Source organism: Micrococcus sp. NPDC078436 (assembly GCF_040702705.1).
Taxonomy (GTDB): Bacteria; Actinomycetota; Actinomycetes; order Actinomycetales; family Micrococcaceae; genus Micrococcus.
Genome location: NZ_JBFBLX010000002.1, coordinates 180562 through 207416 on the forward strand (window position 1 = coordinate 180562; position 26855 = coordinate 207416).

The 26855-nt window shown below is 73.7% G+C and carries 22 protein-coding genes and 1 tRNA gene; 5 read left to right on the forward strand and 18 right to left on the reverse strand.

The features are described 5' to 3' along the window. The first annotated feature begins 24 nt into the window (after window positions 1-24). Window positions 25-1185, forward strand: coding sequence for a LysM peptidoglycan-binding domain-containing protein (locus AB0302_RS02425; RefSeq protein WP_366370417.1), 1161 nt, complete (start codon window positions 25-27; stop codon window positions 1183-1185). Window positions 1186-1229: 44 nt separating this feature from the next. Continuing rightward, complete coding sequence (gene pknB / locus AB0302_RS02430) at window positions 1230-3155, forward strand: Stk1 family PASTA domain-containing Ser/Thr kinase (RefSeq protein WP_366370418.1); 1926 nt, start codon at window positions 1230-1232, stop codon at window positions 3153-3155. Window positions 3156-3176: 21 nt separating this feature from the next. Here pknB and AB0302_RS02435 read toward each other — a convergent pair whose 3' ends face one another. Further along, window positions 3177-4577, reverse strand: a complete 1401-nt coding sequence (locus tag AB0302_RS02435; protein WP_298711332.1) for a class II 3-deoxy-7-phosphoheptulonate synthase — start codon at window positions 4575-4577, stop codon at window positions 3177-3179. 65 nt (window positions 4578-4642) lie between these two features. After that, window positions 4643-5356: a lysophospholipid acyltransferase family protein gene (locus AB0302_RS02440; protein WP_298711337.1), complete on the reverse strand. Its 714-nt coding sequence runs from the start codon at window positions 5354-5356 to the stop codon at window positions 4643-4645. Window positions 5357-5426: 70 nt separating this feature from the next. Between AB0302_RS02440 and AB0302_RS02445 the strand changes: the two genes are divergently transcribed. Both AB0302_RS02445 and AB0302_RS02450 read left to right on the forward strand, forming a co-directional pair. Next, window positions 5427-6206 (forward strand): alpha/beta fold hydrolase, encoded by a 780-nt coding sequence (locus AB0302_RS02445; RefSeq protein WP_298711340.1) that lies wholly within the window; start codon window positions 5427-5429, stop codon window positions 6204-6206. A 103-nt stretch (window positions 6207-6309) separates the two neighbouring features. Then, window positions 6310-8145 carry an AMP-dependent synthetase/ligase gene (locus AB0302_RS02450; RefSeq protein WP_366370419.1) on the forward strand — a complete coding sequence of 612 codons (1836 nt, stop codon included), beginning with the start codon at window positions 6310-6312 and terminating at the stop codon, window positions 8143-8145. Window positions 8146-8170: 25 nt separating this feature from the next. Here the strand turns inward: AB0302_RS02450 and AB0302_RS02455 are convergent, their stop codons facing one another. From AB0302_RS02455 to AB0302_RS02490, 8 genes are all read right to left on the reverse strand, one after another. Then, window positions 8171-9634 carry a mycothione reductase gene (locus AB0302_RS02455; protein WP_366370420.1) on the reverse strand — a complete coding sequence of 488 codons (1464 nt, stop codon included), beginning with the start codon at window positions 9632-9634 and terminating at the stop codon, window positions 8171-8173. Between the two features lie 39 nt (window positions 9635-9673). Then, on the reverse strand, window positions 9674-13204 hold the full coding sequence (locus AB0302_RS02460; RefSeq protein WP_319076088.1) for a pyruvate carboxylase: 3531 nt from the start codon (window positions 13202-13204) through the stop codon (window positions 9674-9676). Window positions 13205-13285: 81 nt separating this feature from the next. After that, window positions 13286-13864 (reverse strand): MerR family transcriptional regulator, encoded by a 579-nt coding sequence (locus tag AB0302_RS02465; protein WP_248117737.1) that lies wholly within the window; start codon window positions 13862-13864, stop codon window positions 13286-13288. 246 nt (window positions 13865-14110) lie between these two features. Next, complete coding sequence (locus tag AB0302_RS02470; RefSeq protein ID WP_366370421.1) at window positions 14111-14632, reverse strand: bifunctional nuclease family protein; 522 nt, start codon at window positions 14630-14632, stop codon at window positions 14111-14113. Beyond that, window positions 14625-15305, reverse strand: coding sequence for a MerR family transcriptional regulator (locus tag AB0302_RS02475; RefSeq protein WP_298985571.1), 681 nt, complete (start codon window positions 15303-15305; stop codon window positions 14625-14627). Before AB0302_RS02475 ends, AB0302_RS02470 begins: the two co-directional genes overlap by 8 nt. A gap of 91 nt (window positions 15306-15396) precedes the next feature. Beyond that, on the reverse strand, window positions 15397-15822 hold the full coding sequence (locus tag AB0302_RS02480) for an FHA domain-containing protein (protein WP_366370422.1): 426 nt from the start codon (window positions 15820-15822) through the stop codon (window positions 15397-15399). A 101-nt stretch (window positions 15823-15923) separates the two neighbouring features. Then, window positions 15924-16310: a glycine cleavage system protein GcvH gene (gene gcvH, locus AB0302_RS02485; protein WP_248117743.1), complete on the reverse strand. Its 387-nt coding sequence runs from the start codon at window positions 16308-16310 to the stop codon at window positions 15924-15926. Between the two features lie 178 nt (window positions 16311-16488). Beyond that, window positions 16489-17955: a peptide MFS transporter gene (locus AB0302_RS02490; RefSeq protein WP_366370442.1), complete on the reverse strand. Its 1467-nt coding sequence runs from the start codon at window positions 17953-17955 to the stop codon at window positions 16489-16491. Between the two features lie 213 nt (window positions 17956-18168). On the opposite strand from AB0302_RS02490, the gene AB0302_RS02495 reads away from it, so the two are divergent. After that, window positions 18169-18690: an adenine phosphoribosyltransferase gene (locus AB0302_RS02495; protein ID WP_366370423.1), complete on the forward strand. Its 522-nt coding sequence runs from the start codon at window positions 18169-18171 to the stop codon at window positions 18688-18690. Between the two features lie 97 nt (window positions 18691-18787). On the opposite strand, the gene AB0302_RS02500 is transcribed toward AB0302_RS02495, so the two are convergent. The 8 genes from AB0302_RS02500 to AB0302_RS02535 all read right to left on the reverse strand — a co-directional run bounded on the left by AB0302_RS02500 (window position 18788) and on the right by AB0302_RS02535 (window position 26781). Beyond that, a tRNA-Pro gene (locus tag AB0302_RS02500) sits at window positions 18788-18861 on the reverse strand. A 338-nt stretch (window positions 18862-19199) separates the two neighbouring features. Next, on the reverse strand, window positions 19200-19688 hold the full coding sequence (locus tag AB0302_RS02505; protein ID WP_248117747.1) for a hypothetical protein: 489 nt from the start codon (window positions 19686-19688) through the stop codon (window positions 19200-19202). A 103-nt stretch (window positions 19689-19791) separates the two neighbouring features. After that, window positions 19792-21330, reverse strand: coding sequence for a ribosome biogenesis GTPase Der (der, locus tag AB0302_RS02510; protein WP_248117749.1), 1539 nt, complete (start codon window positions 21328-21330; stop codon window positions 19792-19794). After that, window positions 21327-22100 (reverse strand): (d)CMP kinase, encoded by a 774-nt coding sequence (gene cmk, locus AB0302_RS02515; RefSeq protein ID WP_366370424.1) that lies wholly within the window; start codon window positions 22098-22100, stop codon window positions 21327-21329. Before cmk ends, der begins: the two co-directional genes overlap by 4 nt. Before the next feature lie 2 nt (window positions 22101-22102). After that, a complete protein-coding gene (locus AB0302_RS02520) occupies window positions 22103-23245 on the reverse strand; it encodes a prephenate dehydrogenase (protein WP_366370425.1) in 1143 nt (380 codons plus the stop codon). Beyond that, the gene (locus tag AB0302_RS02525) at window positions 23242-24201 is read right to left on the reverse strand and encodes a pseudouridine synthase (protein WP_343281964.1); all 960 of its coding nucleotides are present in this window, start codon (window positions 24199-24201) and stop codon (window positions 23242-23244) included. Before AB0302_RS02525 ends, AB0302_RS02520 begins: the two co-directional genes overlap by 4 nt. Window positions 24202-24330: 129 nt before the next feature. Continuing rightward, on the reverse strand, window positions 24331-25191 hold the full coding sequence (locus AB0302_RS02530) for a ParA family protein (RefSeq protein ID WP_248117807.1): 861 nt from the start codon (window positions 25189-25191) through the stop codon (window positions 24331-24333). Between the two features lie 207 nt (window positions 25192-25398). Beyond that, the gene (locus tag AB0302_RS02535; protein ID WP_319076069.1) at window positions 25399-26781 is read right to left on the reverse strand and encodes a cation:dicarboxylase symporter family transporter; all 1383 of its coding nucleotides are present in this window, start codon (window positions 26779-26781) and stop codon (window positions 25399-25401) included. Window positions 26782-26855: the final 74 nt, after the last annotated feature.

The window sequence follows — 26855 nt, forward strand, 5'->3', positions numbered from 1 at the left end:
GACCCTGGATCCGAGGTCCTCACCGTGCCCCTCTCCGCTCGCACCCCCGCCCGCCGCCGCCTGCGCTCCGCACTCGCCGGCGGAGCCGTCCCCCTGATGCTCCTGGCCGCCGTCCCGGCGCAGTCCCAGGCCGCTGAGACCACCTACACCGTGCGCCCCGGCGACGGCTGGTGGGTCATCTCGGAGCGCACCGGCGTCTCCATGTCCACCCTGTGGTCCCTCAACGGGATGAGCGCCTCCACGATGCTCCACCCCGGCATGGTCCTGAAGACCGGCGCGGCCGCCTCCACCCCGGCCCCCGCGCCGACCACCGGGTCCGGCACCTACACCGTGCGCCCCGGCGACGGCTGGTGGGTCATCTCGGAGCGCACCGGCGTCTCCATGTCCACCCTGTGGTCCCTCAACGGGATGAGCGCCTCCACGATGCTCCACCCCGGCATGGTCCTGAAGACCGGCGCGGCCGCCTCCACCCCGGCCCCCGCGCCGACCCCGACGCCCGCCCCCGCGCCGACCACCGCGTCCACCGTGCGCTACACCGTGGTCACCGGCGACACCCTGTGGGGCATCTCCCAGCGCTTCGAGGTCTCCATCTCCCAGCTGCTCAGCCTGAACAGGATCACCGCGGAGTCCATCCTGCGGCCCGGCCAGGTGCTCGTGATCTCCAACGGCGCCGTGGCCCCGCAGCCCGTCTCGGACGTCCAGCCGATCGGCAACACCTTCCTGCACTACACGTACCCGCCGCACGTGACCGCCGCGGCCAACGAGAACTACCGCCTGCTCCAGTCCGTGCCGGTGCCCTCCCGCGAGCAGATGCAGCAGATCGTCCGCGAGACGGCCGCCAAGATGGGCGTCGACCCGCGCCTGGCCCTGGCCCACGCGTACACCGAGTCGCGCTTCAACCAGCGGGCGGTCTCCCCCGCCAACGCGATCGGCACGATGCAGGTCATCCCCGTGACGGGCGAGTTCGCGTCCCAGCTGGTGGGCCGGAAGCTGAATCTGCTGGACCCGTACGACAACGTGACGGCAGGCATCGCGTACATCAAGTACATCCAGGCCCGCACGCCCACCCTCGAGCTGGGGATCGGCGCCTACTACCAGGGCCTCGGCGGCGTGCTGCGCGACGGCCCCCGCCCGGACACCGTGGACTACATCGCCAAGGTGAAGGCCGGGATGGCCATGTTCTGAGCGGCGCCCGCCGCGGGCGGGATCCGGTCCTCTAGGCTGGAGCGATGAGCAGCACACGCCGCGACCCCCTCGTCGGGGGCATCGTCGACGGCCGCTACGAGGTCCGGGACCGCCTCGCCCGCGGCGGCATGTCCACGGTCTACCGGGCCGTGGACCTGCGCCTCGACCGCGAGGTCGCGCTCAAGGTCATGCACCCGCACCTCGCGGAGGACCCGGCCCTCGTGGGCCGCTTCGAACGCGAGGCGAAGACCGCCGCCCGGCTCTCGCACCCGCACGTCGTCGCGGTGCTGGACCAGGGGCACACCGACGACGGCGACGGCGGGGTGCTGGCCTACCTCGTCATGGAGCTCGTGCCGGGCCACACGCTGCGCACGGTGGTCCGCGAGGACGCGCCGCTGACCCCGCGCGAGGCCCTCGCCGTCCTCGCCCCGGCGGTGGACGGCCTGGCGGCGGCCCACCGTGCGGGGCTCGTGCACCGGGACGTGAAGCCGGAGAACGTCCTGGTCTCCACGGACGGGCGGATCACCGTGGCCGACTTCGGCCTCTCCCGCGCGGCCACCACCCACACCGCCACCGGCCAGGCGCTCGTGGGCACGCCGGCCTACCTCGCCCCGGAGCTCATCACGGGCGGGACCGCGGACGCCCGCGCCGACGTGTACGCGGCGGGCATCGTGCTCTTCGAGCTGCTCACGGGCCGGCAGCCCTATCCGGCGGCGACCCCCATCCGCGTGGCCTACCGGCACGTGCACGAGCGCGTGCCCGTGCCGTCCTCGGTGGTCCCCGGGCTGCCCGAGCCCCTCGACGACCTCGTCCTGTGGTGCACGGAGCCGGACCCCGCGGATCGTCCCGCCGACGCTGGGGCGCTCCTCACCGAGCTGCGCTCCCTGGCCGTGCGGCTCACGCCCGAGGAGTTGGACCACCGTCCCCACGGCCATCCTGTCCCGGTGGACGACGAGACGCGGGTGCTGGCCTCTGCGCCGCGGCACTCCGGCGACCCCGAGACCGCCGTGCTCGACGCCGTCCACGGCGCCTCCACGCCCCGCTCCTCCCCGGCGCCCGCACCCTCGGCATCCCCGGCACCGGCGGCGGACCCGGCGCCGCTCCCGCGCACGGACCCGCCCGCGTCGCGAGACCGTCCTGACATGCGGGAGCCCGCCGCGTCCCGCGCGCGCCCCGCGGCCACCCCCCGGTCCCCCCGTCCGGCCCGTGAGGGCCGTCGCGCCGCGCGCCGGGCCGAGGTGCCGCTCGGCGAGGGGGCCGGCAGGACGGTGGCGATCGGCACGGCGGTCACCCTCCTGCTCACCGGTGCCGCGCTGCTCCTGGGATGGACGCTCGGCTCGGGCGGTGCCCCGCTCGGCGCGGCCGGCGTCGCCGTCATGCCGGCGCTCGAGGGGCTGGACCGCGCCACGGCGGAGGAGCGGCTCGCCCATGCCCGTGTGGCGGTCGAGGTCTCGGCCCGGGCCGACGAGCGCTACTCGGACGGCACGGTCGCGGCCGCCGCTCCGGCCGCGGGAGCCCCGCTGGCCCCGGGCACGCGCGTGGAGCTGACCGTCTCCACCGGCCCGGCCCCCGTGTCCGTCCCGGACCTGACGGGCTCCACCATCAGGCGGGCCCACGCGCGCGCCGCCGAAGGGCACCTGCGGGTGAGCGTGGCGGAGCGGCGGACCGACCGCGAGGTCCCGGCCGGCACCGTGCTCCTCCAGACCCCGGCCGCCGGAGCGCAGGCCGCGCCGGACTCCGCGGTCCGCGTGGTGGTGTCCGCGGGTCCGGCGCGCCGCGTCGTGCCCGAGCTCGGCGGGCAGGACGTGGCCCGGGCCCGGGCCGCCCTCGAGGAGCTGGGCTTCACGGTGCGCGTCCACGAGGCCCCGCTCACGCCGCTGCGGGAGCGCTCCCCCGTCGTGGCGCGCCAGAGCCCTGCCGCCGGGACGGAGCTGGACGAGGGCACCGCCGTCGAGGTCTGGGGCCTCTGACGGCGCCCTCCCCGCCGAAGGTCAGCCGCGCTCGGGGTGGGAGAGCGCGTCGGTGACGGCGAACGCCATCTCGAGCGACTGCTGATGGTTCAGCCGCGGGTCGCACAGGGTCTCGTAGCGCGCGTCGAAGTCGGCCTCGTTCACCGGCTCCGAGCCGCCGAGGCACTCGGCCACGTCGTCGCCCGTGAGCTCCACGTGCATGCCGCCCGGGTGGGTGCCGAGGGCGCGGTGCACCTCGAAGAATCCGCTGACCTCGTCCATGACGTCCTCGAAGCGGCGCGTCTTGTAGCCGTTCGCGGCGGTGACCGTGTTGCCGTGCATGGGATCGGTGACCCACACCGGCTGCACGCCCGCATCGCGCACGCCCTCCACGATCCCGGGGAGGACGTCGCGGATGACGCCCGCCCCCATGCGCGTGATGAAGGTGAGGCGGCCGGGCTCGCGCTCCGGGTCCAGCTTCTCCGCGAGCTCGAGCGCGTCCGCCGCCGTCGTGGTGGGGCCGAGCTTCACGCCGATCGGGTTGCGGACGCGGGAGAGGTAGTCCACGTGGGCGCCGGCCACGTCGCGCGTGCGCTCCCCGATCCACAGGAAGTGCGCGCTCGTGGCGTAGGGGTCGCCGCTGCGGGAGTCCACGCGCGTCAGCGCACGCTCGTAGTCGAGGAGCAGCGCCTCGTGCGCGGAGTAGAACTCGGTGCGGCGCATCGCCTCGAAGTCCACGCCGGCGGCGTCCATGAACCGGACGGCGCGGTCGATCTCCGCCGCGAGCTCCTCGTACTGCGCGTACGCGGGGTTGGCCATGAACCCCTGGTTCCACTGGTGGACGCTGCGCAGGTCCGCGAAGCCGCCCTGCGTGAACGCTCGCACCAGGTTCAGGGTGGAGGCGGCCGTGTGGTAGGCCCGCACCATGCGCCGCGCGTCGTGGCGGCGCGCCTCCTCCGTGAACTCGTAGCCGTTCACGATCTCCCCGCGGAAGCTCGGCAGGGTGACCCCGTCGCGGGTCTCGGTGTCCGAGGAGCGCGGCTTGGCGAACTGCCCGGCGATCCGCCCCATCTTCACCACGGGCATCGACGCCCCGTAGGTGAGCACGGCGGACATCTGGAGGATGGTCTTCACGCGGGCGCTGATGCGGTTGGCGGTGGAGCCGGCGAAGGTCTCGGCGCAGTCGCCGCCCTGAAGGAGGAACGCCTCACCGCGGGCCACGGCGGCCAGGCGGGTGCGCAGCACGTCCACCTCGCCGGCGAAGACGAGCGGGGGCACGGTGCTCAGCTCGGCGACGGCCGCCTCGTAGTCCTCCCGGTCCGCCCAGGAGGGGGCCTGCGTGATGGGCAGCGAGCGCCAGTCGTCGAGGCCCGGGGTGTCCGCGGCGCCCTCCGTGATGGCGGTGCCGAAGGCCAGGATCTGATCGCGGGGGTCCGAACTCATGCCTCCAGGCTAGGGGCGCACCGGGGGCCGGGGCGCGCGCATGACGCGGCGCGGCGGCCCGCGCCTCACGCGCCCGGGCGTCTCCGGGGCGGGGCCACGGCGCGGCCCGCCTTCACGTCCCCGGCGTACGCATCCACGTACTCCTGGCCGGAGAGCCGGCGGATCGCCTCCATGACCTCGTCAGTGACCTCGCGCAGGACGCGCGGGTCGTCCGCGTCCGCGACGCGGTCGGAGAAGTCCAGGGGCTCGCCGAAGATCATCCCGAGGCGGCGGATCGAGGGCAGGCTGCGTCCGATCGGCTGCACGCGGTCCGTGCCGATCATGGCGATCGGCACCACGGGGGCGCCGGTGGCCAGGGCGAGCTTCGCCACGCCGATCTTGCCGCGGTGCAGCCGCCCGTCCGGGCTGCGGGTCCCCTCGGGGTAGATGCCCAACAGGTCCCCCCGGCGCAGGCAGTCCACGCCTGCCTCGAGCGAGCGCAGGGAGGCGGCCCCGCCCGAGCGGTCCATGGGCAGCTGGTTGGCGGCCTCGAAGAACTTCCGGGTGACCCAGCCCTTGACGCCGGGTCCGGTGAAGTACTCCTTCTTCGCCAGGAAGTGCACCTGGCGGTCGAGCATCGCCGGCATGAACACGGAGTCCGAGACGGAGAGGTGGTTGCACGCGAGGATCGCCGGGCCGGACGCCGGGACGTTGCCCAGGCCCTTGACCCAGGGGCGGAACAGCACGCGGGTGGCGGGGGCCACGACGAAGGTCTTGGCGGACCAGTAGAACGTGGACACGGCGGGGCCTTCCGGAGACGGGGCGGGTGCGGAGACCATCCTACGCAGGGGTCCGTCGTAGTCTGACGCCATGGTCCAGCACTCCGAAGTCCGCGCCGAGCACCGCCCGTTCCGCCTGCCCCCCGCCGCGCCCGCCCGCGTGCCGCACACCGTGGTGATGCTGCACGGCTTCACCTCCGGTCCCCACTCCGTGCGGGCGTGGGCCGAGGGCCTCGCGGCGGCGGGCTCCGAGGTCGCCGTCCCGCTGCTCCCCGGCCACGGCACCCACTGGCGCGACCTCGCGGACACCCCCGCCCCTGAGATCCGGGCGGCCGTGCGCCGGACCGTCGACGCCGAGCTCGCCCGCGGGCTGCCGGTCGTCGTCGCAGGCCTGTCCCTGGGCGGCGCCCTGGCCCTCGACGCCGCCGCGCACCGGCCGGTGGCGGGCGTCCTGCTCGTGAACCCCGCCCTGCGCTTCGCAAGCCCGCTCGCCCCGACCGCACCGCTGCTGCGGCACGTGGTGCCCACCGTGGCCTCGATCGCCAACGACGTGGCCGACCCCGAGGCGGACGAGCTCGCGTACGAGCGCACGCCGGTGGCCGGCGTCGCGGCCGTGGGCGCGATCCAGCGGGCGGCGCGCCGCGGGCTCGGCCGGGTCACGGCTCCCGTGACGGTCTTCCGCTCGGCGCGCGACGCCGTCGTCCCCGCCGCGAGCCACCGCACCCTCCTGCGCGGACTGCGCCGCGCGCCCGTCCAGGTGGTGCCCCTGCCGCGCAGTCGGCACGTGGCCACGATGGACCTCGACAGGGAGCTGCTGGTCGAGCGCAGCCGGACCGCCGTCGCCGGCGCCGTGCAGGGGCTCCTGCGGTAGGCTGGCCTGTGATCCGCCTCACCTGCCAGCCCCGTGCGTCCACGCCGCGATCCGCCCGGGTCCCCGCAGCGGCGCAGAGGAGGCACCCGACCCAAGGAGGACCATGCGCGAGGTCAGCGAGCCCTACCACCCCCGGCTGGCGCCGGAGGCCAACATCACCGACGTCCTGGAGCGCCAGGCCCGCGAACGCCCGGACGCCGCGCTCTTCGCCGTGCCCGAGGGCGAGGGCGGCTGGCGGGACGTCACCGCGGCGCAGGCCCGGGACCGCGTCGCCGAGTTCGCCCGCGGGCTCATGGCCGCCGGCATCGGTCCCGGGGACCGCGTGGGCCTCATGGCCGCCACGCGCCTGGAGTGGACGCTGGTGGACTTCGCCATCTGGTACGCCGGCGCCGTCACCGTGCCGATCTACGAGACCTCGTCCGCCTCCCAGGTGGCCTGGATCCTCGAGGACTCCGGTGTTCGCGCCGTGGTCGCCGACACCGCCGAGCGCGCCAAGACCGTGCGGGACGCCGTGCACCGTGAGGGGCTCGACGCCCTGGTGGGCCTCTGGACCATGGACGCCCCCGACGCCGAGCCGGGCGCCGGACTGGACGAGCTGACCCGCCTCGGGGCGGACGTCACGGAGGCCGACCTCGAGGCGCGGCGCTCCGCCACGCACCTGGCCGACCTCGCCACGATCATCTACACCTCGGGCACGACCGGCCGCCCCAAGGGGTGCGAGCTCACCCACGGGAACTTCGCGGAGCTGGTGAACCAGACCCTCTCCTCCTCGCTGGGCGAGGTCGTCACCGAGGACGCCAGCACCGTGCTGTTCATCCCGCTCGCGCATGTGTTCGCACGCTTCGTCTCGGTGCTCACCGTGGGGGCCGGCGCGCGCTGCGGGCACGTCGCGGACCTCGCGCAGCTCTCGGGCTCGCTGCAGTCCTTCCAGCCCACGTTCCTCCTGGCCGTGCCCCGCGTGTTCGAGAAGATCTACAACGCCGCACTGCTCTCCGCGCAGTCCGGGGGCAAGGGGCGGATCTTCGAGCGCGGCGCGGACATCGCGGTCCGCTACTCCAAGGCCCTGGACTCCGGGAAGGTGCCCGTGCCGCTGCGCGTCAGCCGCGCCTTCTACTCGGCGCTCATCTACCGTCGCATCCGCACCGCCATGGGCGGACGCCTGCGGTACGCGGTCTCCGGCGGCGGCCCCCTCTCCCCCGACCTCGCGCACTTCTTCCGCGGCCTGGGCGTCACCATCCTCGAGGGCTACGGCCTGACCGAGACGACGGCGCCCGTGACGGTCGGCCGTCCGGGCGGCCTGCGCATCGGCACGGTGGGTCTTCCGCTGGGCGGCAACGAGGTCCGGATCGCCGAGGACGGGGAGATCCTCACCCGCGGCACCTCGCTCATGCGCGGCTACCACAACCGTCCCGAGGCGGACGCCGAGGCCTTCGAGGACGGCTGGTTCCGCACCGGCGACTTCGGCAGCCTCGACGACGACGGCTACCTGCGCATCACGGGCCGCAAGAAGGAGATCCTCGTGACGGCCGGCGGCAAGAACGTGGCGCCGGCCCAGCTGGAGGACGCCATCCGCTCCGACGCGCTCATCTCCCAGGTGATGGTCGTGGGCGATGCGAAGCCCTTCGTCGCGGCGATCGTGACCCTCGACGCCGAGACCCTGCCCGCCTGGCTCGCCGCCCACGGCCTGCCCCGGACCCTGGATGTTGCCGCCGCCGCCCGGGAGGAGAAGGTGCGCGCCCACATCCAGGCCGCCGTGGACCGCGCCAACGCCACCGTGTCCCGCGCGGAGGGCATCCGCGAGTTCCGGATCCTGGACCGGGACTTCTCCCAGGACGAGGGCCACATGACGCCCTCGCTGAAGATGAAGCGCGCGGCCATCCTCCGCGACTTCCAGAAGGAGATCGAGGACATCTACGCGGGCGCCGCCCCCCGCCCCTGACCGGGGCGGCGTGGCGGGGGCGGCGTCAGAGGAGCCCGCAGTCCGGGACGTCGAGCCCCAGCAGGGCGTTCTCGATGACCTCCGTGAGGGCGGGGTGCGGCCAGTACTGCCCCCGCGCCATCGTGTGGGCGTCGAGCCCGAACGTCATGGCCTGCACGAAGGGCTGGATGAGGTTGGCGGCCTCGTGCCCGAGGATGTGGGCACCCAGGATGCGTCCCGTCGCCCGCTCGGCCACCACCGTGCACAGCCCCTCACGGTCCTCCATGGCCCAGCCGTACGCCACGTCGCCGAACCGCTGGACCTTCACGGTGACGGCCTCCGCGCCGTGCTCGAGGAGGGCCTCGGCCTCGGTCTGCCCGACCGAGGCGACCTGGGGCCGCGTGAACACCGCGGCGGGGACCGGGACGTCGCCGATGGCGCGGAGGTCGTCGGGGTGCTCGAGGTTGTGCGCCACCACGCGGGCCTCGCGGTTGGCGACGTGCTTGAGCTGCCAGTCGTTGGCGGCGTCGCCCAGGGCGAAGACCCCCTCGGCCGGCTCGCCGCCGCGCAGCACGCGCTGGTGCTCGTCCACCGCGAGCACGCCGCCCTCGGTGAGGTCCAGGCCGGCGGCGTCCACGTGCAGCCGGTCCGTGTTGGGGATGCGGCCGACGGCCACGAGCACCGCGTCGGCCTCGATCTCCTCCTCCACCGTCCCGCTCTGCTCCTGGCCCTCGGCGGGGTCCAGGCGGACCCGCACCCAGCCATCGGCGGCGCGCGCCGCGTCCGCGGCGGGCTCGACGCCTGCCAGCGTCCATCCGGTGCGCACGTCCCACCGCTCGCGGGCGATCTCGGTGAAGCGCGTGGACACCGTGAGGTCGTGCTCCTTCAGCAGCCGGTGTCCGCGGTTCAGCACGATCACCTCGGAGCCGAGGGCGGAGAAGATCGCGGCGAACTCCACGCCGATGTAGCCGCCGCCGACCACCACCAATCGGCGCGGGAGACGGTCCAGGCGCATCACCGTGTCCGAGGTGTGGACCGAGGGCAGGTCCATGCCCGGGACGTCCGGCACGGCCGGGCGGGAGCCGACCGCCACGACCACGCGGTCAGCGGTGAGCACGCGCCCGGTCGCCGTCTCCAGGCGCCGCTCCCCCGTGAACCTGACCTCCTCGCGCACCACGGTGACGTGCGGCTGGTCCTCGCTGCGGAAGCGCAGCCCGTCGGCGCTGATGCCGTCGATGCGGGTGAAGATCCGATCGCGGATGGCCGGGAAGTCCGCCCCCGTGAACTCGAGCCCCACCCCGAGGCGCGCGGCCTCGGCGGGGGTCGCCGCGAGCTGGGCGGGGTAGGCGTACATCTTCGTGGGGATGCAGCCCACGTTCAGGCACGTGCCTCCGAAGGTGCCGGAGTCCACGAGGGCGACGCGGCGGCCCTCCCAGTGCTCCGTGATGAGCGTGTTGCCCGATCCGGAGCCGATGACGATCAGGTCGAAGCGTTCCTCAGACGTGGACATGCCCCCAGCCTAGGGGCCGGGGGGCATGTCGTCGCTGGCTCACTGACCGTCGATCACCAGGATCAGGTCGCCGCCGTTGACGGGCGTCACGCCCTCCGTCACCACTCGCGAGACCGTGCCGGAGACGGGGGCGGTGATGGCCGCCTCCATCTTCATGGCCTCGATCGTGGCCACGGGCCGGCCGGCCTCCACGGCGTCGCCCACGGCGACCTGCACCGTCACCGAGCCCGCGAAGGGCGCCGCCACGTGGCCGGCCGCCGCGGGGTCGGCCTTCTCGGCGGTGCGGACCGTGGACTCCACCGAGCGGTCCCGCACCATCACCTGGCGCAGCTGCCCGTTGAGGGTGAGCATGACGGTGCGCATGCCCTTCTCGTCGGGCTCGGAGACGGACTGCAGGACGGCCAGCAGGCGGACGCCGCGGCCGAGCGAGATGACGTGCTCCCGCCCCGGGACGAGCCCGTAGAGGAAGTCGCGCGTGTGCAGCGTCCCGGTGTCGCCGAACTCGTCGCGGTGCGCCTCGTACTCCCGCGTGGGGGCGGGGAAGAGGAGGCGGTTCAGGGTGTCGCGACGCTCCTGGCCGCCGGCGGCCAGGGCGGCCGCGTCCTCGGAGCTCACCTCGGCCGTGCCGGCGCCCTCGCGGCGGCCCTGCAGGGCCTTCGTGCGGAAGGGCTCCGGCCAGCCCCCGGGCGGGTCGCCGAGCTCGCCGCGCAGGAAGCCGACCACGGAGTCGGGGATGTCGAAGTCCTGAGGCCGCTCCCCGAACTCCGCCGGGTCCACGCCCTGGCCCACGAGCTGGAGTGCGAGGTCGCCCACCACCTTGGAGGACGGGGTCACCTTCACGATGTTGCCCAGCAGGCCGTTGGCCGCCGCGTACATCGACTCGATCTGCTCGAACCGCTCCCCCAGCCCCAGGGCGATCGCCTGGGTGCGGAGGTTGGAGAGCTGTCCGCCCGGGATCTCGTGGCGGTACACGCGGCCGGTCGGTGCCGGCAGGCCGGCCTCGAACGGCGCGTACACGGTGCGCACGGACTCCCAGTAGGGCTCCATGGCCGTGGCCGCGTCGAGGCCGAGGCCGGTGTCCCGCTCGGTGTGCTCGAGCGCGGCCACCAGAGCGGACAGCGGCACCTGGCTCGTCGTGCCCGCCATGGACGCGGTGGCCGTGTCCACGGCGTCGACGCCCGCCTCGGAGGCCGCGAGCAGGGTGGCCAGCTGGCCGCCGGCCGTGTCGTGCGTGTGCAGGTGGACGGGCAGGTCGAACTCGGCGCGCAGGGCGCCCACGAGCTCCCGCGCGGCGGCGGGGCGCAGCAGCCCGGCCATGTCCTTGATGGCCAGCACGTGCGCGCCGGCGTCGACCATCCGGCGGGCGAGCCCCAGGTAGTAGTCGAGGGTGTAGAGGGTCTCGGCCGGGTCGGTCATGTTGCCCGTGTAGCACAGCGCCGCCTCCGCGACGGCGGTGCCCGTGGCCCGCACGGCCTCGATCGCCGGGGTGATCTGGGAGACGTCGTTGAGGGCGTCGAAGATGCGGAAGACGTCCACGCCGGTGGCGGCGGCCTCGGCCACGAACGCGTCCGTCACCTCGGTGGGGTACGGCGTGTAGCCCACGGTGTTCCGCCCGCGCAGCAGCATCTGGATCGGGATGTTGGGCAGCTCCGCGCGGAGCAGGGCCAGCCGCTTCCACGGGTCCTCGTGCAGGAAGCGCAGGGCGACGTCGTACGTGGCCCCGCCCCAGGCCTCCACGGACAGCAGCCCGGGGAGGGTGTGGGCGACGGCGGGCGCGGCGGCCAGGAGGTCGCGCGTGCGCACGCGGGTGGCGAGGAGGGACTGGTGGGCGTCGCGGAACGTGGTGTCCGTGACGGCCAGCGCGGTCTGCTCGCGCAGCGCGGCGGCGAAGCCCTCCGGGCCCCGCTCGAGCAGCACCTGGCGCCAGCCGGGCGGCGGCACGGCCGCGGGGTCACGGCTCGGCCCGTCGAACGGCGAGCGGTCGGGCTCCTGGCGCTTGTCCCCGGGGTGCTCGGGCAGCCGGTCGCGCGGGTCGATGCCCTCGACGCGGGGGCCGTGCGGCTGGTTGACCGTGACGTCTGCGAGGAACTGCAGCGCCTTGGAGCCGCGGTCCTGCGAGCGGTTCACGGAGGCCAGCTCGGGGTGCTTGTCGATGAAGTCGGTGGCCACGTCCCCGCTGAGGAACTGCGGGTCGTCCATGACGTTCATGAGGAAGGGGATGTTCGTCGCCACGCCGCGCACGCGGAACTCGGCCAGCGCGCGGCGGACGCGGCGCACGGCGGTGGCGTAGTCCCGCCCGCGGCACGTGAGCTTCACGAGCATCGAGTCGAAGTGGGGGCTGACCTCGGCACCGGCGTAGATGGTGCCGCCGTCGAGCCGCACGCCCGAGCCGCCGGCGGACCTGTACGCCGTGATGGTGCCGGTGTCCGGGCGGAACCCGTTCGCCGGGTCCTCGGTGGTGATGCGGCACTGCATGGCGAAGCCGCGCACGTGCAGGGAGTCCTGCGTGATGCCGAGCTCCGGCAGGGTGGCGCCACCGGCGATGCGCAGCTGGGCCGCCACGAGGTCGACGTCCGTGACCTCCTCGGTGACCGTGTGCTCCACCTGGATGCGGGGGTTCATCTCGATGAACACGTGCTGGCCGGCGCGCTCGCCTGCGGTGTCCACCAGGAACTCGACGGTGCCGGCGTTGACGTACCCCATCTCCTTGGCGAAGGCGACGGCGTCCCGGTGCAGGGCCTGGCGGATGTCCTCGTCCAGGTTCGGTGCCGGCGCCATCTCGATGACCTTCTGGTGGCGCCGCTGCAGCGAGCAGTCGCGCTCGAAGAGGTGCACCACGTTGCCCTCGGAGTCCGCAAGGATCTGGACCTCGATGTGCCGAGGGCGCAGGACGGCCTGCTCGAGGAAGACCGTGGGGTCGCCGAACGCGGTCTCCGCCTCGCGCATCGCGGCCTGGAGGGAGTCCCGCAGGTCCTCGCGTCGCTCGACACGGCGCATGCCACGACCGCCGCCGCCGGCGACGGCCTTGACGAAGATGGGGAAGCCGATGCCCTCCGCCTGTTCCAGGAGCCACTCGACGTCCGCGCTCGGCTCGGAGGAGGCGAGCGTGGGGATGCCCGCCTTCTTCGCGGCGCGCAGGGCCTCCACCTTGTTGCCGGTCAGCTCCAGCACGTCCGCGGGCGGGCCCACGAAGGTGATGCCGTTCTCGGCCGCCGCGCGGGCCAGGCCCGCGTTCTCGGAGAGGAAGCCGTAGCCGGGGTAGATCGCGTCCGCGCCGGCGTCCTTGGCGACGCGGATGATCTCGTCCACGTCGAGGTAGGCGCGGACCGGGTGGCCCTCCTCGCCGATGCGGTAGGCCTCGTCCGCCTTCTGGCGGTGGATGGAGTTGCGGTCCTCGACGGGGAAGACCGCGACGGTGCGGGCTCCCAGCTCGTAGCAGGCACGGAAGGCGCGCACCGCGATCTCGCCGCGGTTCGCCACGAGGACCTTGGAGAAGACGGGGGTCGAACCGGCCTCGGCCTGCCGACCCGCGGCGCTGCGGGTGGTGACGGATTCCTCAGGTGCATTCATGCCCCGAGTGTGTCACAGCGCACCCTGATTGCCCGTGACCTGACCCACACATGACGCGCGGGGACCGCCGCCAGGCGGGTCTCAGGAGGCGCTGCGGGCGGGCCGGCGGGCGTGCCGGCGCCGGGCGAGCTCGTCCGCGGGCTCGTCCGTCGCGGCGCCGAGCAGCTCGCTGGGGAGGTCGGCCAGGCTCCCCTCGACCTCACGCCACACGCGGCCCACGGCGATCCCGAAGACGCCCTGCCCGCCCTGCACGAGGTCCACGACCTCGTCCGCGGAGGTGCACTCGTACACGGAGGCGCCGTCGCTCATCAGGGTGATCTGGGCCAGGTCCGCGACGCCGCGCTCGCGCAGGTGCGCGACGGCGGTGCGGATCTGCTGGAGGGACACGCCCGTGTCCAGGAGCCGCTTGACGACCTTGAGCACGAGGATGTCGCGGAACGAGTAGAGGCGCTGAGATCCGCTGCCGGCCGCTCCGCGCACGGTGGGCACCACGAGGTCGGTGCGCGCCCAGTAGTCGAGCTGCCGGTACGTGATGCCCGCGGCCTTGCACGCGGTCGGGCCGCGGTAGCCGACGTCGCCGTCGGGTGAGGCGGCCTCGAAGAGGCTGTCCTGCCGGCCGTCGATCACGGGCGGATGGCCGGCACCTGTCCTCGGCGTCATGGGTGGACCCTTCTGATCATGGGTCCCCGTGCGAGATGCCGAGGACGCCCGGACGGCCCGGCCGGCGAGGCGGGGACGCGTCCTGGCGGTCCACGGCGCGGGACCCTTCTGCTCGACGGTACGTCCGAGCCCCGGGCCGGTCAACGAACCCGGCCGTGAACGGCGGTCGTGTCGCGCCCCCGGACCCTCCCGGCTCGCGCCCGCGGGGACTCGCCGGGCGTCACCGCGCGGGCCCGGGCGCACCGCTCAGCCGAAGTCCTCGGGGCGCACCGAGTCCAGGAAGTGACGGAAGTCGTCCAGCTCGCCCTCGTCTCCGGCCTCCTGCCCGCGCGCGTCCATCCCGGCCTCGGCCAGCACCGCGGGGTCGCACAGCACGGGGGCCTCGGCCCGCAGGGCCAGCACCACGGCGTCGGAGGCCCGGGCGTCCACGGTCGCGCCGCCGCTGAGGTGGAGCTCGGCATGCACGACGTCGTCCCGCACCTCCGTGAGGCGGACGCGCTCGAGCGTCTGGCCCAGGGCCGCCAGGACGGAGACCAGCAGCTCGTGGGTGAGCGGCCGCGGGGTGGGTGCGGCGTCCAGGGCGAGCGCGGCGGCCGCGGCCTCCGGCGCCCCGACCCAGAGGGGCAGCATCGTGTCCCCCTCCGGGTTGAGCAGCAGGACGACGTGGTGCTGCTCCGGCAGCTCGACGCGCACGCCGAGCACCGTGAGCGGCACGTCCGGACCGCGCTTGCGCGGTCCGCGGGCCATGCCGTCCCCGCCCTCAGTCATCCCACTGCTCCAGGCCGGTGCTCACCAGCGCGGAGTGCAGCTGGAGGCACGCCTCGGCGATCTCGTGGGCCCGGCGGGCCACGCGGGTGCGGGTCGCGGCGTCGCGGCGCGACGTCAGGGGCACGACGGCCCGCTCCACGAGGCCGAGCTCCCGGTCCGCGGCCGCACGGAAGGGGCGCAGGTGGCGCGGCTCGAGCCCGTGGGCGGCCAGGGCGACGGCGGCCCTCGCCACGCTCACGGCGTGCACGCTGTACCCGCCGTCGTCGTCCACGGGGAGCAGGGAGTACTTCTCGAGCTCCTCCAGCAGCTCCTCCGCCGCCCCGGAGTCCCGCGCGAGCTCGGCGCGGGACCGCCGCCGCTCGCCTCCGGCCACCTCGTGGCCGAGGCGCTCGGCCTCGGACTGGGGGGCCAGCGTGACCCCGCCCGGCAGGTCCTGGGGGCGCTCGCCGCGGTCGATGGCGTCGAGGTGCTCCCGGATCACCTTCAACGGGAGGAACTGGTCGCGCTGGAGGGTGAGCACGAACCGCAGCCGGTCGACGTCGGCCGGGGTGTAGCGGCGGTATCCGGCCGGGGTGCGCTCCGGATGGACCAGGCCGCGCTCCTGGAGGAATCGGACCTTGGAGGCGCTCACGGCGGGGAAGTGCGGCTTGAGCTCGGCCACCACGTCCCCGATGCCGAGCGCGCCGAGCGGCCGCGTCCCCGCGTCGGTGCGGGACGGCGGCGTCGGCTCGTCGGAGGGGGCGCTCACGGAGCGGAGGCGGCGCTCAGGCGCCGGCGACGCCGGCGTAGTAGGCGAGGCGGTACTTGCCGATCTGCACCTGCATGCCGGAGCGCAGGCGCACCTCATCCACCCGGTCGTTGTTCACGTAGGTGCCGTTGAGGGAGTTCATGTCCACGATCCGGTGCCCGCCGCCCTCCGCGCGCAGCTCGGCGTGGCGGCGGGAGACGGTCACGTCGTCGAGGAAGATGTCCGCGTCCGGATGGCGGCCCACGGTCACCACGGGCTGGTCCAGGAGGAAGCGCGCCCCGTGGTCGGGGCCGCCGTGGGCCAGCAGCAGCGCGGAGCCGACGGGCAGCGCGCGCACCGCATCGGACTCCTCCGGGGTGAGGTCGGCCGCCACGAGGGGGGCGAGCTCCGTCAGGCTGATGGAGGAGGTGTGGAGGTCCGGTTCGTATCCGGGCTGCTGCATGGGGTGCTCCTGTGCGCGGGCCCCCGACGCGCGGGGGTGGTGTGGGTGCCGCCGACGCCGCCCCCGCGCGAAGGGGGCGGGGCGGCGTCGGAGGGAGGGGATCAGCTGACGTGCGAGGCGTAGCCCTCGGCGTCCATGAGGCCGTCGAGCTCGGCGGCGTCGGAGAGGGTGATCTCCAGCAGCCAGCCGCCCTCGTACGAGGCGCTGTTGACGAGGCCGGGCTCGCCGTCGAGCTCCTCGTTGACGGCCGAGACCGTGCCGGACACCGGGGCGTAGATGTCGGAGACCGACTTGGTGGACTCGACCTCACCGACAGCGGTGCCCGCGGTGACCTCGGTGCCGACCTCGGGGAGGTCGACGTAGACCACGTCGCCGAGGGCGTCCTGGGCGAAGTCGGTGATGCCGACGCGCACGGTGCCCGCGGCGTCGGCCTCGGCGATCCACTCGTGCTCGGCGGAGTACTTCAGTCCTGCGGGGATGGTGCTCATCGGGAGGGCCCCTTCACTGGTGGAGACGACGGTGGGTGCTCTCCAGCACCTTACCGAATCCGCGGGTGACTCGCGCCACCGCACGGCACTCGGAACGCTCGGCGCCCCGCACCGGGAGGGGTGCGGGGCGCGGAGCGGGCCTGCGACGGCGCGCGGGCCGGGAGGGGAACGGCGTGCGTCAGCGCACGCCGCGCATGCCGCGGCGGATGGCCGGGGCCAACAGGAGCATGAGCAGGCCCACGCCCACGGTCACGGCGCCGATGACGCCGAAGTAGCCGGCCTCGTTCTGCTCGGAGTAGGACCCGGCGAGGGACCCGGCGAGGGCCGAGCCCAGCGCGACGGCGAGGTTGAACAGTGCCACCGTCATCACGGGGAAGGCCGCGGGCGCCAGCTTCGTGGACAGGGAGAGGCCGACGGGCGACACCATCAGTTCGCCCAGCGTCATGACGAAGAGGATCAGCGTGAGCCACAGCAGCGGCACGGAGGCCACGCCCGCCATGGGGATGAAGAGCAGGAACGCGAGGCCGATCAGGAGGATGCCGATGCCGAACTTCACCGGGGTGGAGGGCTGGCGGTTCCCGAGGCGGGTCCACAGGGCCGCGTAGATCGGCGCGAAGGCGATGATGAACACCGGATTGATCGAGTTGACCCACTCCATCGGGGCCTCCCAGCCGGCGACGACGCGGTCGAGGCGGTTCTCCGAGTACAGGGCCACCACGGTGAACTGCTGCTGGAACAGCGCGAAGAACACCGCGGTGCCGACGAAGAGCGGGATGAAGGCCTTCACGCGCGACCGCTCGTCCGCGTCCACCTTGGACGAGGTCAGGAGCATCACGAAGATCCCGACCGCCGCGAGGGCGGAGAGCGCGACGACGGCGTCGGCGAGGTTGTCCACCGTCACCAGTCCGGTGAGGAACAGCGCCGCGACGACGGCCACGGCGGCGAGCGCGATGAGCGCCCAGCGGCCGTACTGGGAGCGCGGCAGCGGGTCCGGGACGCCGTGCACGCTGTCCGGGAGGTCCTTGCGCGTCAGGGCGTACTGCGTCAGGCCGATGGCCATGCCCGCCGCGGCGAGGCCGAAGCCCACGTGGAAGCCCCACATGTCGCGGGCCCAGCCCGTGAGGAGCGGGCCGATGAGGGCGCCGATGTTCACGCCCATGTAGAAGATGGAGAAGCCGGCGTCGCGGGCCCGGTCGCCCTTGGCGTAGAGCGAGCCCACGATGTTGGCCGCGTTCGCCTTGAGGCCGCCGGAGCCGATGGCCACGAGGAAGAGGCCGAGGATGAGGCCCGGCACGCCCGGGACGAGGGCGAGGGCGATGTGGCCGAGCATGATCCCGATGGCGGAGAAGAACAGGGTCTTCTCGGAGCCGATCAGGCGGTCGGCGACCCAGCCGCCGAGGATGCAGAAGACGTAGACCATGCCGCCGTACGCGCCCACGATGCCCGTGGCGACCGCGCGGTCGATCCCCAGGCCGCCGTCCGCGACGGACCAGTACATGTAGTACACGAGCATGGCCTGCATGCCGTAGAAGGAGAACCGCTCCCACATCTCCACGGAGAAGATGTTGGCGAGGGGTCCGGGCTGGCCGAAGAACCGCCGGCCCGAGGGGTTGTGCGCGTCCGGCGCGCCGGGCGACGGCGCCATGGCGGGGTTCACGCGGGCGGAGGGCTCGACGTCGGGCGCGGAGCCGGGGGCGGTGTCTGTGCGATGGATCACCGATCCACTGTCCTCCCGGACGCCCTCGTTATCAAACTGACAAGGGGTGATGCTCGACACTCGACGGACGTTGCGGGGGCGGCGGGCCCTCTCATCCCGCGCCCGGAGGGCCACCCGCGGGCGCCCGTCTACGCTGGCCCCATGCCACACTCACCCGAGATCGACCGCGCGCGCTCCCTGATCCGCGTCGTCCAGGACCACCCCGTCCCGGGCGTGGCGTTCCAGGACATCACCCCGCTCCTGGCCGACGCCCGGGCGTTCCGGGCGTGCGTGGAGGCGCTGGTGGAGCCTTTCGCGGGGTCGTTCGACGTGGTGGCCGGGGTGGAGGCCCGTGGCTTCCTGCTGGCAGGCGCCGCCGCAGTGCTCACGGGCACGGGACTCGTGCCGCTGCGCAAGGCGGGCAGGCTCCCCGCCCCGGTGGCCTCCGCGAGCTATGCGCTGGAGTACGGAGAGGCCGCCATCGAGGTCTCCGCCGAACTGCACGCGGGAGACCGCGTCCTCGTCCTCGACGACGTCCTGGCCACGGGCGGCACGCTCGCCGCGGCGGCGCGGCTGGTGAGGGAGCGGGGGGCACACGTGGCCGGCGCGGCGTGCCTGCTCGAGCTCGAGAGCCTCGGCGGACGGGCGGCCGTGCCCGATGCCCACGCACTCATCCGCGTCTGACCCGGACGGGCGGTCACATGGACGGCCCGTCACACCGAGGGGCCCGGACACAGAAGGACCCGGCCCCGCCTGCGGCGGAACCGGGTCCTTCGATCGGTCGGGCTGACAGGATTTGAACCTGCGACCCCTTGACCCCCAGTCAAGTGCGCTACCAAGCTGCGCTACAGCCCGTGGCGACTCCGCGTCCTGCGCGGTTCGGCACCCGATGATCCTACACCGCCCCCGGCCGGGAGGCGAATCGGCGAGGACGACGCGGCGGGGACCCCCCGCCCGGAGACGAACAAGGGGCCCACGTCCGCTTCCGCGACCATGCACCCCTTGCCCCTGTACCAAGGGTGACCCGACCGAGAGTCCCCCGGTGTCCGCGGCCTTCGCCGAGGCGTCCCGCGGTGGTCTACACGCCTCTGCGGCAGGGCCGTCCCGGGGGACGGCACGAACCATCGATGATCATGCGTACGCAGGCGAGGATAGCACGGGAGCGGCCTCCCGCCGTGCCACGGCGCCGCAGGTCAGAACGTGAACGCGCGGTCCCCCACGCGGAACTCCACGTCCTTCAGGTCCGGCATGGACTCCTTGGCCCTCTCGGCGGCGTCCCGCAGCTGACCCTCGAGCTCGGCGGGGTCCGCGGAGAGGACGTCGTCGGCGTAGTCCACGATCACCCTGCCCTCCTCCTTCATGGCCTCCACGTCCACGACGTCGTCCACGGAGGGCAGGGAGGACACGAGCTCGTCGGCCGTGGCCTGCGCGTCCTCGGAGGCGTCGCCGAGCCCGGAGAGGGCGTCCTCGGCCCGCTGCCGCAGGTCCGGGAGGTCGACCCGGCGGTCGGCCTCGTCCTCGAGCTCCTGGATGCGCTGCTCGGCCCGGGAGATCCGCTCGTTCGCGCTCTCCAGGGCGGCCTGGGTCTCGGAGTCGTCCGCGGCACAGCCGCTGAGGGTCAGCGCCAGGGCGGCGACGGCGGCCATCGAGGCCGCGGGGCGGGGGCGTCGGCGGGTTCTCATGGATCCAGGCTAGCCGGGCGGCATGGACGCCGCATGGGAGCACCGCCTCCGCCGCCTGGGAGTCCACGAGCGGCGGACTCCCCCGGCGGAGGGGGTGCCGGCGTCAGCGGCGGCGGCCGCGCTTCTCGCGCACGCGCATGCCGATCTCGATCGGCGTGCCCTCGAACCCGAAGGTCTCGCGGAGGCGGCGCGTGATGAAGCGGCGGTAGCCCGGATCCAGGAAGCCCGTCGTGAACAGCACGAACTTCGGGGGGCGGACCGAGGCCTGCGTCGCGAAGAGGATGCGGGGCTGCTTGCCGCCGCGCAGCGGGTGCGGGTGCGCGGCCACGAGCTCGCCGAGGAACGCGTTGAGCTTGCCCGTGGGGATGCGGGTCTCCCACGAGTCGAGCGCCGTGTCCAGCGCGGGCACGAGGCGGTCCTTGTGCCAGCCGGTGAGCGCCGAGATGTTCACGCGCGGAGCCCACGCCACGTGCGCGAGGTCCCGGTCGATCTCCTTCTCGAGCTGCTCACGGCGGTCCTCGTCCACCTTGTCCCACTTGTTGAACGCCACCACGAGGGCGCGGCCGGACTCGAGCGCCATCTGCAGGATGCGCACGTCCTGCTCCGAGATGACCGAGGGGGCCTCCAGGAGGACCACGGCCACCTCGGCCCGGTCCAGGGCGGACGCGGTGCGCAGGGAGGCGTAGTAGTCCGCCCCGTGCGCCATGTGCTGGCGGCGGCGGATGCCCGCCGTGTCCACGAAGCGCCACAGGCGCCCGCCGAGCTCGATCAGCTCGTCCACCGGGTCACGGGTCGTGCCCGCGAGGTCGTCCACCACCACGCGGTCGGAGCCCGCGAGCTTGTTCAGCAGGGAGGACTTGCCCACGTTCGGGCGGCCCACGAGGGCGATGCGGCGGGGGCCGCCACGCGGCACCAGGCCCCCGTGCGCCGACTCCTCGGGGAGCGCCTCGAGGGCGGCGTCCAGCAGGTCGGCCACGCCGCGGCCGTGCACGGCCGAGACGGGGTGGGGGTAGCCGAAGCCGAGGGACCACAGCGAGGCCGCCTCGGCCTCCTGCACCATGTCGTCCACCTTGTTGGCGGCCACGATCACGGGGCGGTCCTTGCGACGCAGCATGGTCACCACGGCCTCGTCGGTGGAGGTCATGCCCACGGTGGAGTCCACCACGAACACCACGGCGTCGGCCACGTCCACCGCCAGCTCGGCCTGCTCGGCCACGCGGCGGTGGATGCCCTTCGCGTCGTGCTCCCAGCCGCCGGTGTCCACCACGGTGAAGGTGCGGCCGTTCCACTCCGCCTCGTAGGAGACGCGGTCACGGGTCACTCCCGGCACGTCCTCCACCACGGCCTCGCGGCGGCCGATGATGCGGTTCACGAGGGTGGACTTGCCCACGTTGGGGCGGCCCACGATCGCGAGCACCGGGGGCACGGGCGCATCGGGCTCGAGGTCGTCGTCCACGTCCCAGTCGCCCAGGAGCGCGGCGTCCTCGTCGTCCAGCTCGTAGTCGGCCAGGCCGGCGCGCAGCGAGGCGGCCCGCGCGGCGGCCTCCTCGTCGCTCATCGCGGCGAGGCGCTCGGCCACCTTGTCGTCGCCCGCGGGCGTGTACTCGTCGTCCTCGGGGCGGTTCTGCGGGTTCTCGCTCATCGTCCCTGTCCCTTCTCGGCCGGGCGCGCCCCACGGGCTGCCTCCCCGGCCTGTTCCTCGACGGCGGCCATCACGGCCGCCACGGTCTGCTCGAAGTCGAGCTCGGTGGAGTCCACGAGCACCACGCCCTCGGCGGGGCGGTCGAACGTGGAGACGGCGGCGTCGCGCGCATCGCGCCCGACCACCTGGCGATTCAACGTGCCGGCGTCGACGCCGGGCTCGCCGGCGGCGGCCAGCTGGCCGGAGCGGCGGGCCGTGCGCACGGCCTCGGAGGCCGTCAGCAGGACGCGGGCGTGGGCATCGGGGGCCACCACGGTGGTGATGTCCCGACCCTCGGCCACCATGCGCCCGGCGCCCGCGATGGCCGCGCGCTGGCGGCGGCGCAGCTCCTCACGCACGGGGATGACGACGGCCACGGTGGAGACGACGTCGGTCACCTCGGCACCGCGGATGGCCTCGGTGATGTCCGCCTCGCCCACGAGCACGACGTCCTCGTCCGGGTGGGTCGACTGGGTCAGCGGCATGGTGCGCGCCGCCTCGAGGATGGCCTCGGGGTCGGCGAGGTCCACCCCGGAGTCCAGGCAGTGCCACGCCACGGCGCGGTACATCGCCCCCGTGTCCAGGTAGGCGGCGCCCAGGCGCCGGGCCACCTCGCGGGACACGGAGGACTTGCCGGACCCGGAGGGGCCGTCGACGGCCACCACGAGGGGCGCGGCGTCCGTGCGCGCGGCCTCGGCCGCGCGGGCGTGCTCAGCGGTGTTCTCGGTCATCCTCAGACCACCTTCCATCCGGCGTCGGCCAGTGCCGACACGAGTTCGTCCTTGCATCCGGGCAGCACGGACACGTCCACCATGCCCGCCCGATGCCCGGAGGCGTGCTCGAGGCGCAGGTCCTCCACGTTGACGCCCGTGCGGCCGACGGCCTCCAGGAGCGCTGCGATCTGGCCCGGGGCGTCGTCGACGACCACGGTCACCACGGCGAACGCCTGAGGCGGCGTCCCGTGCTTGCCGGGGATGCGGGCCCGGCCCGCGTTCCCCTCGGCGATGAGCCGGGCGATCCCCAGGCGCGCGCCCGGCGCCGCCGGCTCCTCGAGCACGTCGAGCAGGCCGTCCAGGTCGTCCCGGAGGCTGCGCAGGGCAGGCATGATCCGCTCGGCGTTGCCCGCCAGGATCTGCACCCACAGCTGCGGGTCCGACGCGGCGATCCGGGTGGTGTCCCGCAGCCCGTTGCCCGCGAGCGCGAGCGACGCGTCCGCGGTGTCCTGCAGTCGCGCCGCCACGAGGGAGGCCGCGATCTGGGGGAGGTGCGAGATCAGGGCCACCGCCTCGTCGTGCGCCTGCGCGTCCATGCGGGACGGGGTCGCCTTCAGGACGCGGGCGAGAGCCTCCCCCGCCGCCAGGGCCGTCGGCGCGGTCGTGGGCTCGGGGCACAGCACCCACGGGCTTGCCGTGAACAGCGTCCCGCGGGCGGCCACGGGGCCCGAGCGCTCGGAGCCGGCCATGGGGTGGGTGCCCAGGTGGCGATCGGCGTCGGCGGCGGAGATCTCCCCGCGCTCCACGGCCTCCCGCACCGCGCGGGCCACGCCCTCCTTGACGGAGGCGATGTCCACCACGACGGCGCCCGGCCAGCGCCGCAGCGAGTCCACCACGACGGCGGCCGTCACGTCCGGCGGCGCCGCCACCACCACGAGGACGGGCGGGGTGTCCCGGAGGGCGTCGCCGTCGAGGTCCACCGCGACGCCGGCCCCGATGTCCTGGGCCACGCCGCTCGCCGAGGGCGAGGGGTCGTGGAGGAGCACGGTGGACCCGGCCGCGCTGAGGCCGATGCCGATCGAGGTGCCGAGCAGGCCCGTGCCGCGGATGAGCACGGGATCCGGGACGCCGACCGCGGCGGCGGGCGCCTCGGCGGTGCTCACAGCCCGACCAGGGCCTTGAGGTGGCCCAGCTCCTGCTGCGAGAGCGGACGGACGCTGCCCTGCTTCTGGTCGCCCAGGAGGATCGGGCCCACCTTCACGCGGACGAGACGCTCCACGGGGTGGCCGATCTCCTGGAAGAGGCGGCGCACGATCCGGTTCTTGCCCGAGTGCAGGACGACCTCGACGAGCACGTGGCCCGGCGTCGAGTCCACGAGCTTGAAGGAGTCCACCTTGGCGATGCCGTCCTCGAGCTCGATGCCCTCGCGCAGGCGGTTGGACACGCCCTTCGCGAGCGGGCCGCGCGTCTGCACCACGTAGGTCTTGGGGACCTCGTAGCTGGGGTGGGTGAGGCGGTTGGCCAGCTCGCCGTCGTTGGTGAGGAGCAGCAGCCCCTCGGTCTCGTTGTCCAGGCGGCCCACGTGGAAGAGGTGCTCCTGGCCCGGCTTGAGGTACGTGGCGATCGAGGGACGGGCCTCGGGGTCGATCATCGTGGAGATGACGCCGCGGGGCTTGTTGAAGACGAGGTACTGACGGGAGGTGTCCGTCTGCACCGTGATGCCGTCCACGCGGATCACGGCGGAGCGGGGCTCCACGCGGACGCCGGGCTCGGTGACGATCTTGCCGTTGACCTCCACGCGGCCCTCGGCGATCAGGTCCTCGCACACGCGACGGGACGCGACGCCGGCCGAGGCCAGCACCTTCTGGAGGCGCTCGCCGTCCTCGGTGTGGACGCCCGTGAGGTCCGCGGCCTTCGCGCGGGCGGCGCCGGCGCCGCGGCCGCGACGCCCGCGGGGGCGCTCGACGGCGTTCTCGTCGAAGGGGGCCTCGTCCTGCGGACGGGCGGCGGCCCCGCGGCGGGGGCCGATCTGACGCTGGAAGTCGCGCTCCTGGAACGGGCCGCCTCGTCGTCCGACGGCGGGGGTTCGTCCGGAGCCTCGCGGCTTGCGGGAGTTCATGGGAGGGTGCTTCCTTCCGGGAGGCGTTCGACCGCAGATCGGCCGCCAGGGGCCGGAATGCGGAGGGGTTCACGCGGCGGTTCGCACGCGTGCACCCTCCATTGTCGCAGATCCCGGACGCTCAGCGGATCACGGGGCGCCGCCGCGGCTGATGAGCTCGCGGGCGAGCTGGCGGTAGGCCCGGGCGCCGTCGTGGTTCTCGGCGTAGCTGGTGATCGGCGTGGCGGCCACGGTCGCGTCGGCGAACTTGATGGAGCGCTTGATCACGGTCTCGAACACCTTGTCCCCGAAGCCGGCCACGAGCGAGCCCACGACCTCCTTCGAGTGGAGGGTGCGCTGGTCGAACATCGTGGCCAGCACGCCGTCGATCTCCAGGTCAGGGTTGAGCCGATCCTGGACCTTCTCGATGGTCTCCACGAGCAGCGCGACGGCGCGCAGCGCGAAGAACTCCGCGGTGAGCGGGATGATCACGCCGTGGGAGGCCGTCAGCGCGTTCACGGTGAGCAGGCCGAGGGAGGGCTGGCAGTCGATGAGGACCACGTCGTAGTCGTCGCGCACCTGGCGCAGGGCCCGGTCGAGCACCTGCTCCCGGGCCACCTCGTTCACGAGCTGCACCTCCGCGGCCGAGAGGTCGATGTTGGCCGGCAGCAGGTCCATGTTCTCGAAGGGGGTCCGCAGGATCGCGTCCCGCGCCGTCACGGAGCGCTCCATGAGCACGTTGTACACGGTGGTGTCGAGCTCGTGGGGGCTCGCGCCGAGGCCCGCGGAGAGCGCGCCCTGGGGATCGAAGTCCACCATGAGCACTCGGCGCCCGTACCCGGCGAGGGCGGCGCCCAGGTTGATGGTCGACGTCGTCTTCCCGACGCCGCCCTTCTGGTTCACCATCGAGATGATGCGGGCCGGGCCGTGGCCCTCCAGGGGCGCAGGCTCGGGGAACTCGTGCTTGGGGCGGCCGGTGGGGCCGATCACGGGCTCCCCGTGGATGGTCATGACGGGGGTGGGTTCCTTCGAGGTCACGGCGGTGCCGGCTCCTTCCACGGGGGGTGTGGCGCCCTGCCGGCGCCTCGCCCGGTCACGGGCGCGCGGCTGCCGTCGGCGCGATGCTCGCCCTCCACCCTAGTGCCTGGGCGGAGACGCCGAGGGGCCGAGGGCAGCAGCCCCCGGCCCCTCCGCGACGGCGGCGCGTGCGCCATCCGGTCAGCGGCGCGTCGCCTCGTCCGGGATCGCGGTGTGCAGGCTCGACCCGGGGTGGCCCTCGAACGCCTGCTCGGCGGCCGTGGGCGACTCGACGACGTCGTGACCGACCACGGAGGCCTCGTCGAACTTCACCTCGCCGGCGAGGACGGCGCGCGCGCGCTCCCCGTCGAGCTCCCCGACCCAGCGGCCGATGAGGAGGGTGGCCACGGCGTTGCCGGTGAAGTTGGTGAGCGCGCGGGCCTCGGACATGAACTTGTCGATGCCCACGATCACGCCCATGCCGCCGAGCAGCTCGGGGCGGTGCGCCTGCAGGCCGGCGGCCAGGGTGGCCAGGCCGGCGCCCGTCACGCCGGCGGCGCCCTTGGAGGCGATGATCATGAAGAGCAGCAGGCCGACCTGCTCGCCGAGGTTCATCTCCATCCCCATCGCGTTGGAGACGAAGAGGGCGGCCATCGTCAGGTAGATGGCGGTGCCGTCCAGGTTGAAGGAGTAGCCGGTGGGCACGGTCACGCCGACCACGGACTTGTGCACGCCGGCGTGCTCCATCTTGGCGATCAGGCGCGGCAGGGCGGACTCGGAGGAGCTCGTGGCGAAGATGAGCAGGTACTCGCGGCCCAGGTACTTCATGAGCGAGAAGATGCTCAGGCCCGTGACCACCTTCAAGAGGGTGCCCAGGATCAGGGTGATGAACAGGATGCAGGTCAGGTAGAACGAGCCCATCAGCAGGAGCATGGCGCCGATCGCGGACCAGCCCGTGGACCCGACGACGGCGGCGATCGCCCCGAAGGCGCCGATGGGAGCGATCCACATGATCATCATGAGGATGCGGAACACGACGCCCTGGATGAGCGTGAGGCCGCGCAGCAGCGGCGCGCCGGCCGGGCCCATCTGCTGCAGCGCGAAGCCCACGAGCAGCGCCACGAACAGCACGGGGAGCACGGGCACGGAGCCCGGGATGATGTCCAGCAGGAACTTGACCGTGGAGTCCATCTCCGGCTTGGGGGCGCTCGGGTCATAGGGCTTCAGGGCCAGGCCCTCGCCCGGGTGCACGAAGTTGCCGACCACGAGGCCGATGGCCAGGGCGAAGGTGGACATCGTGATGAAGTAGAGCAGCGCGATGCCGCCGACCTTGCCGACGGTGGCGGCCTTGGCGATCGAGCCGATGCCGAGCACGATCGTGCAGAAGATGACCGGGCCGATCATCATCTTGATGAGGGAGACGAAGCCGTCGCCCAGGGGCTTGAGGGACTTGCCGAACTCCGGGAACAGCAGGCCCACGAGGGCGCCGAGGACCACCGAGGCGATCACGGAGATGTAGAGCCAGTGGGTGCGGTCCTTCGGCTGCTTCGCCGTGGGCGGTGCGGCGGCGGTCGAGTGCGCCATGGGCACGGTCCTTTCAGAGAGTGCGAGAGATGTCAAGGATCACCCTAAGATGAGATGAGCGCCACTTCGGCCAC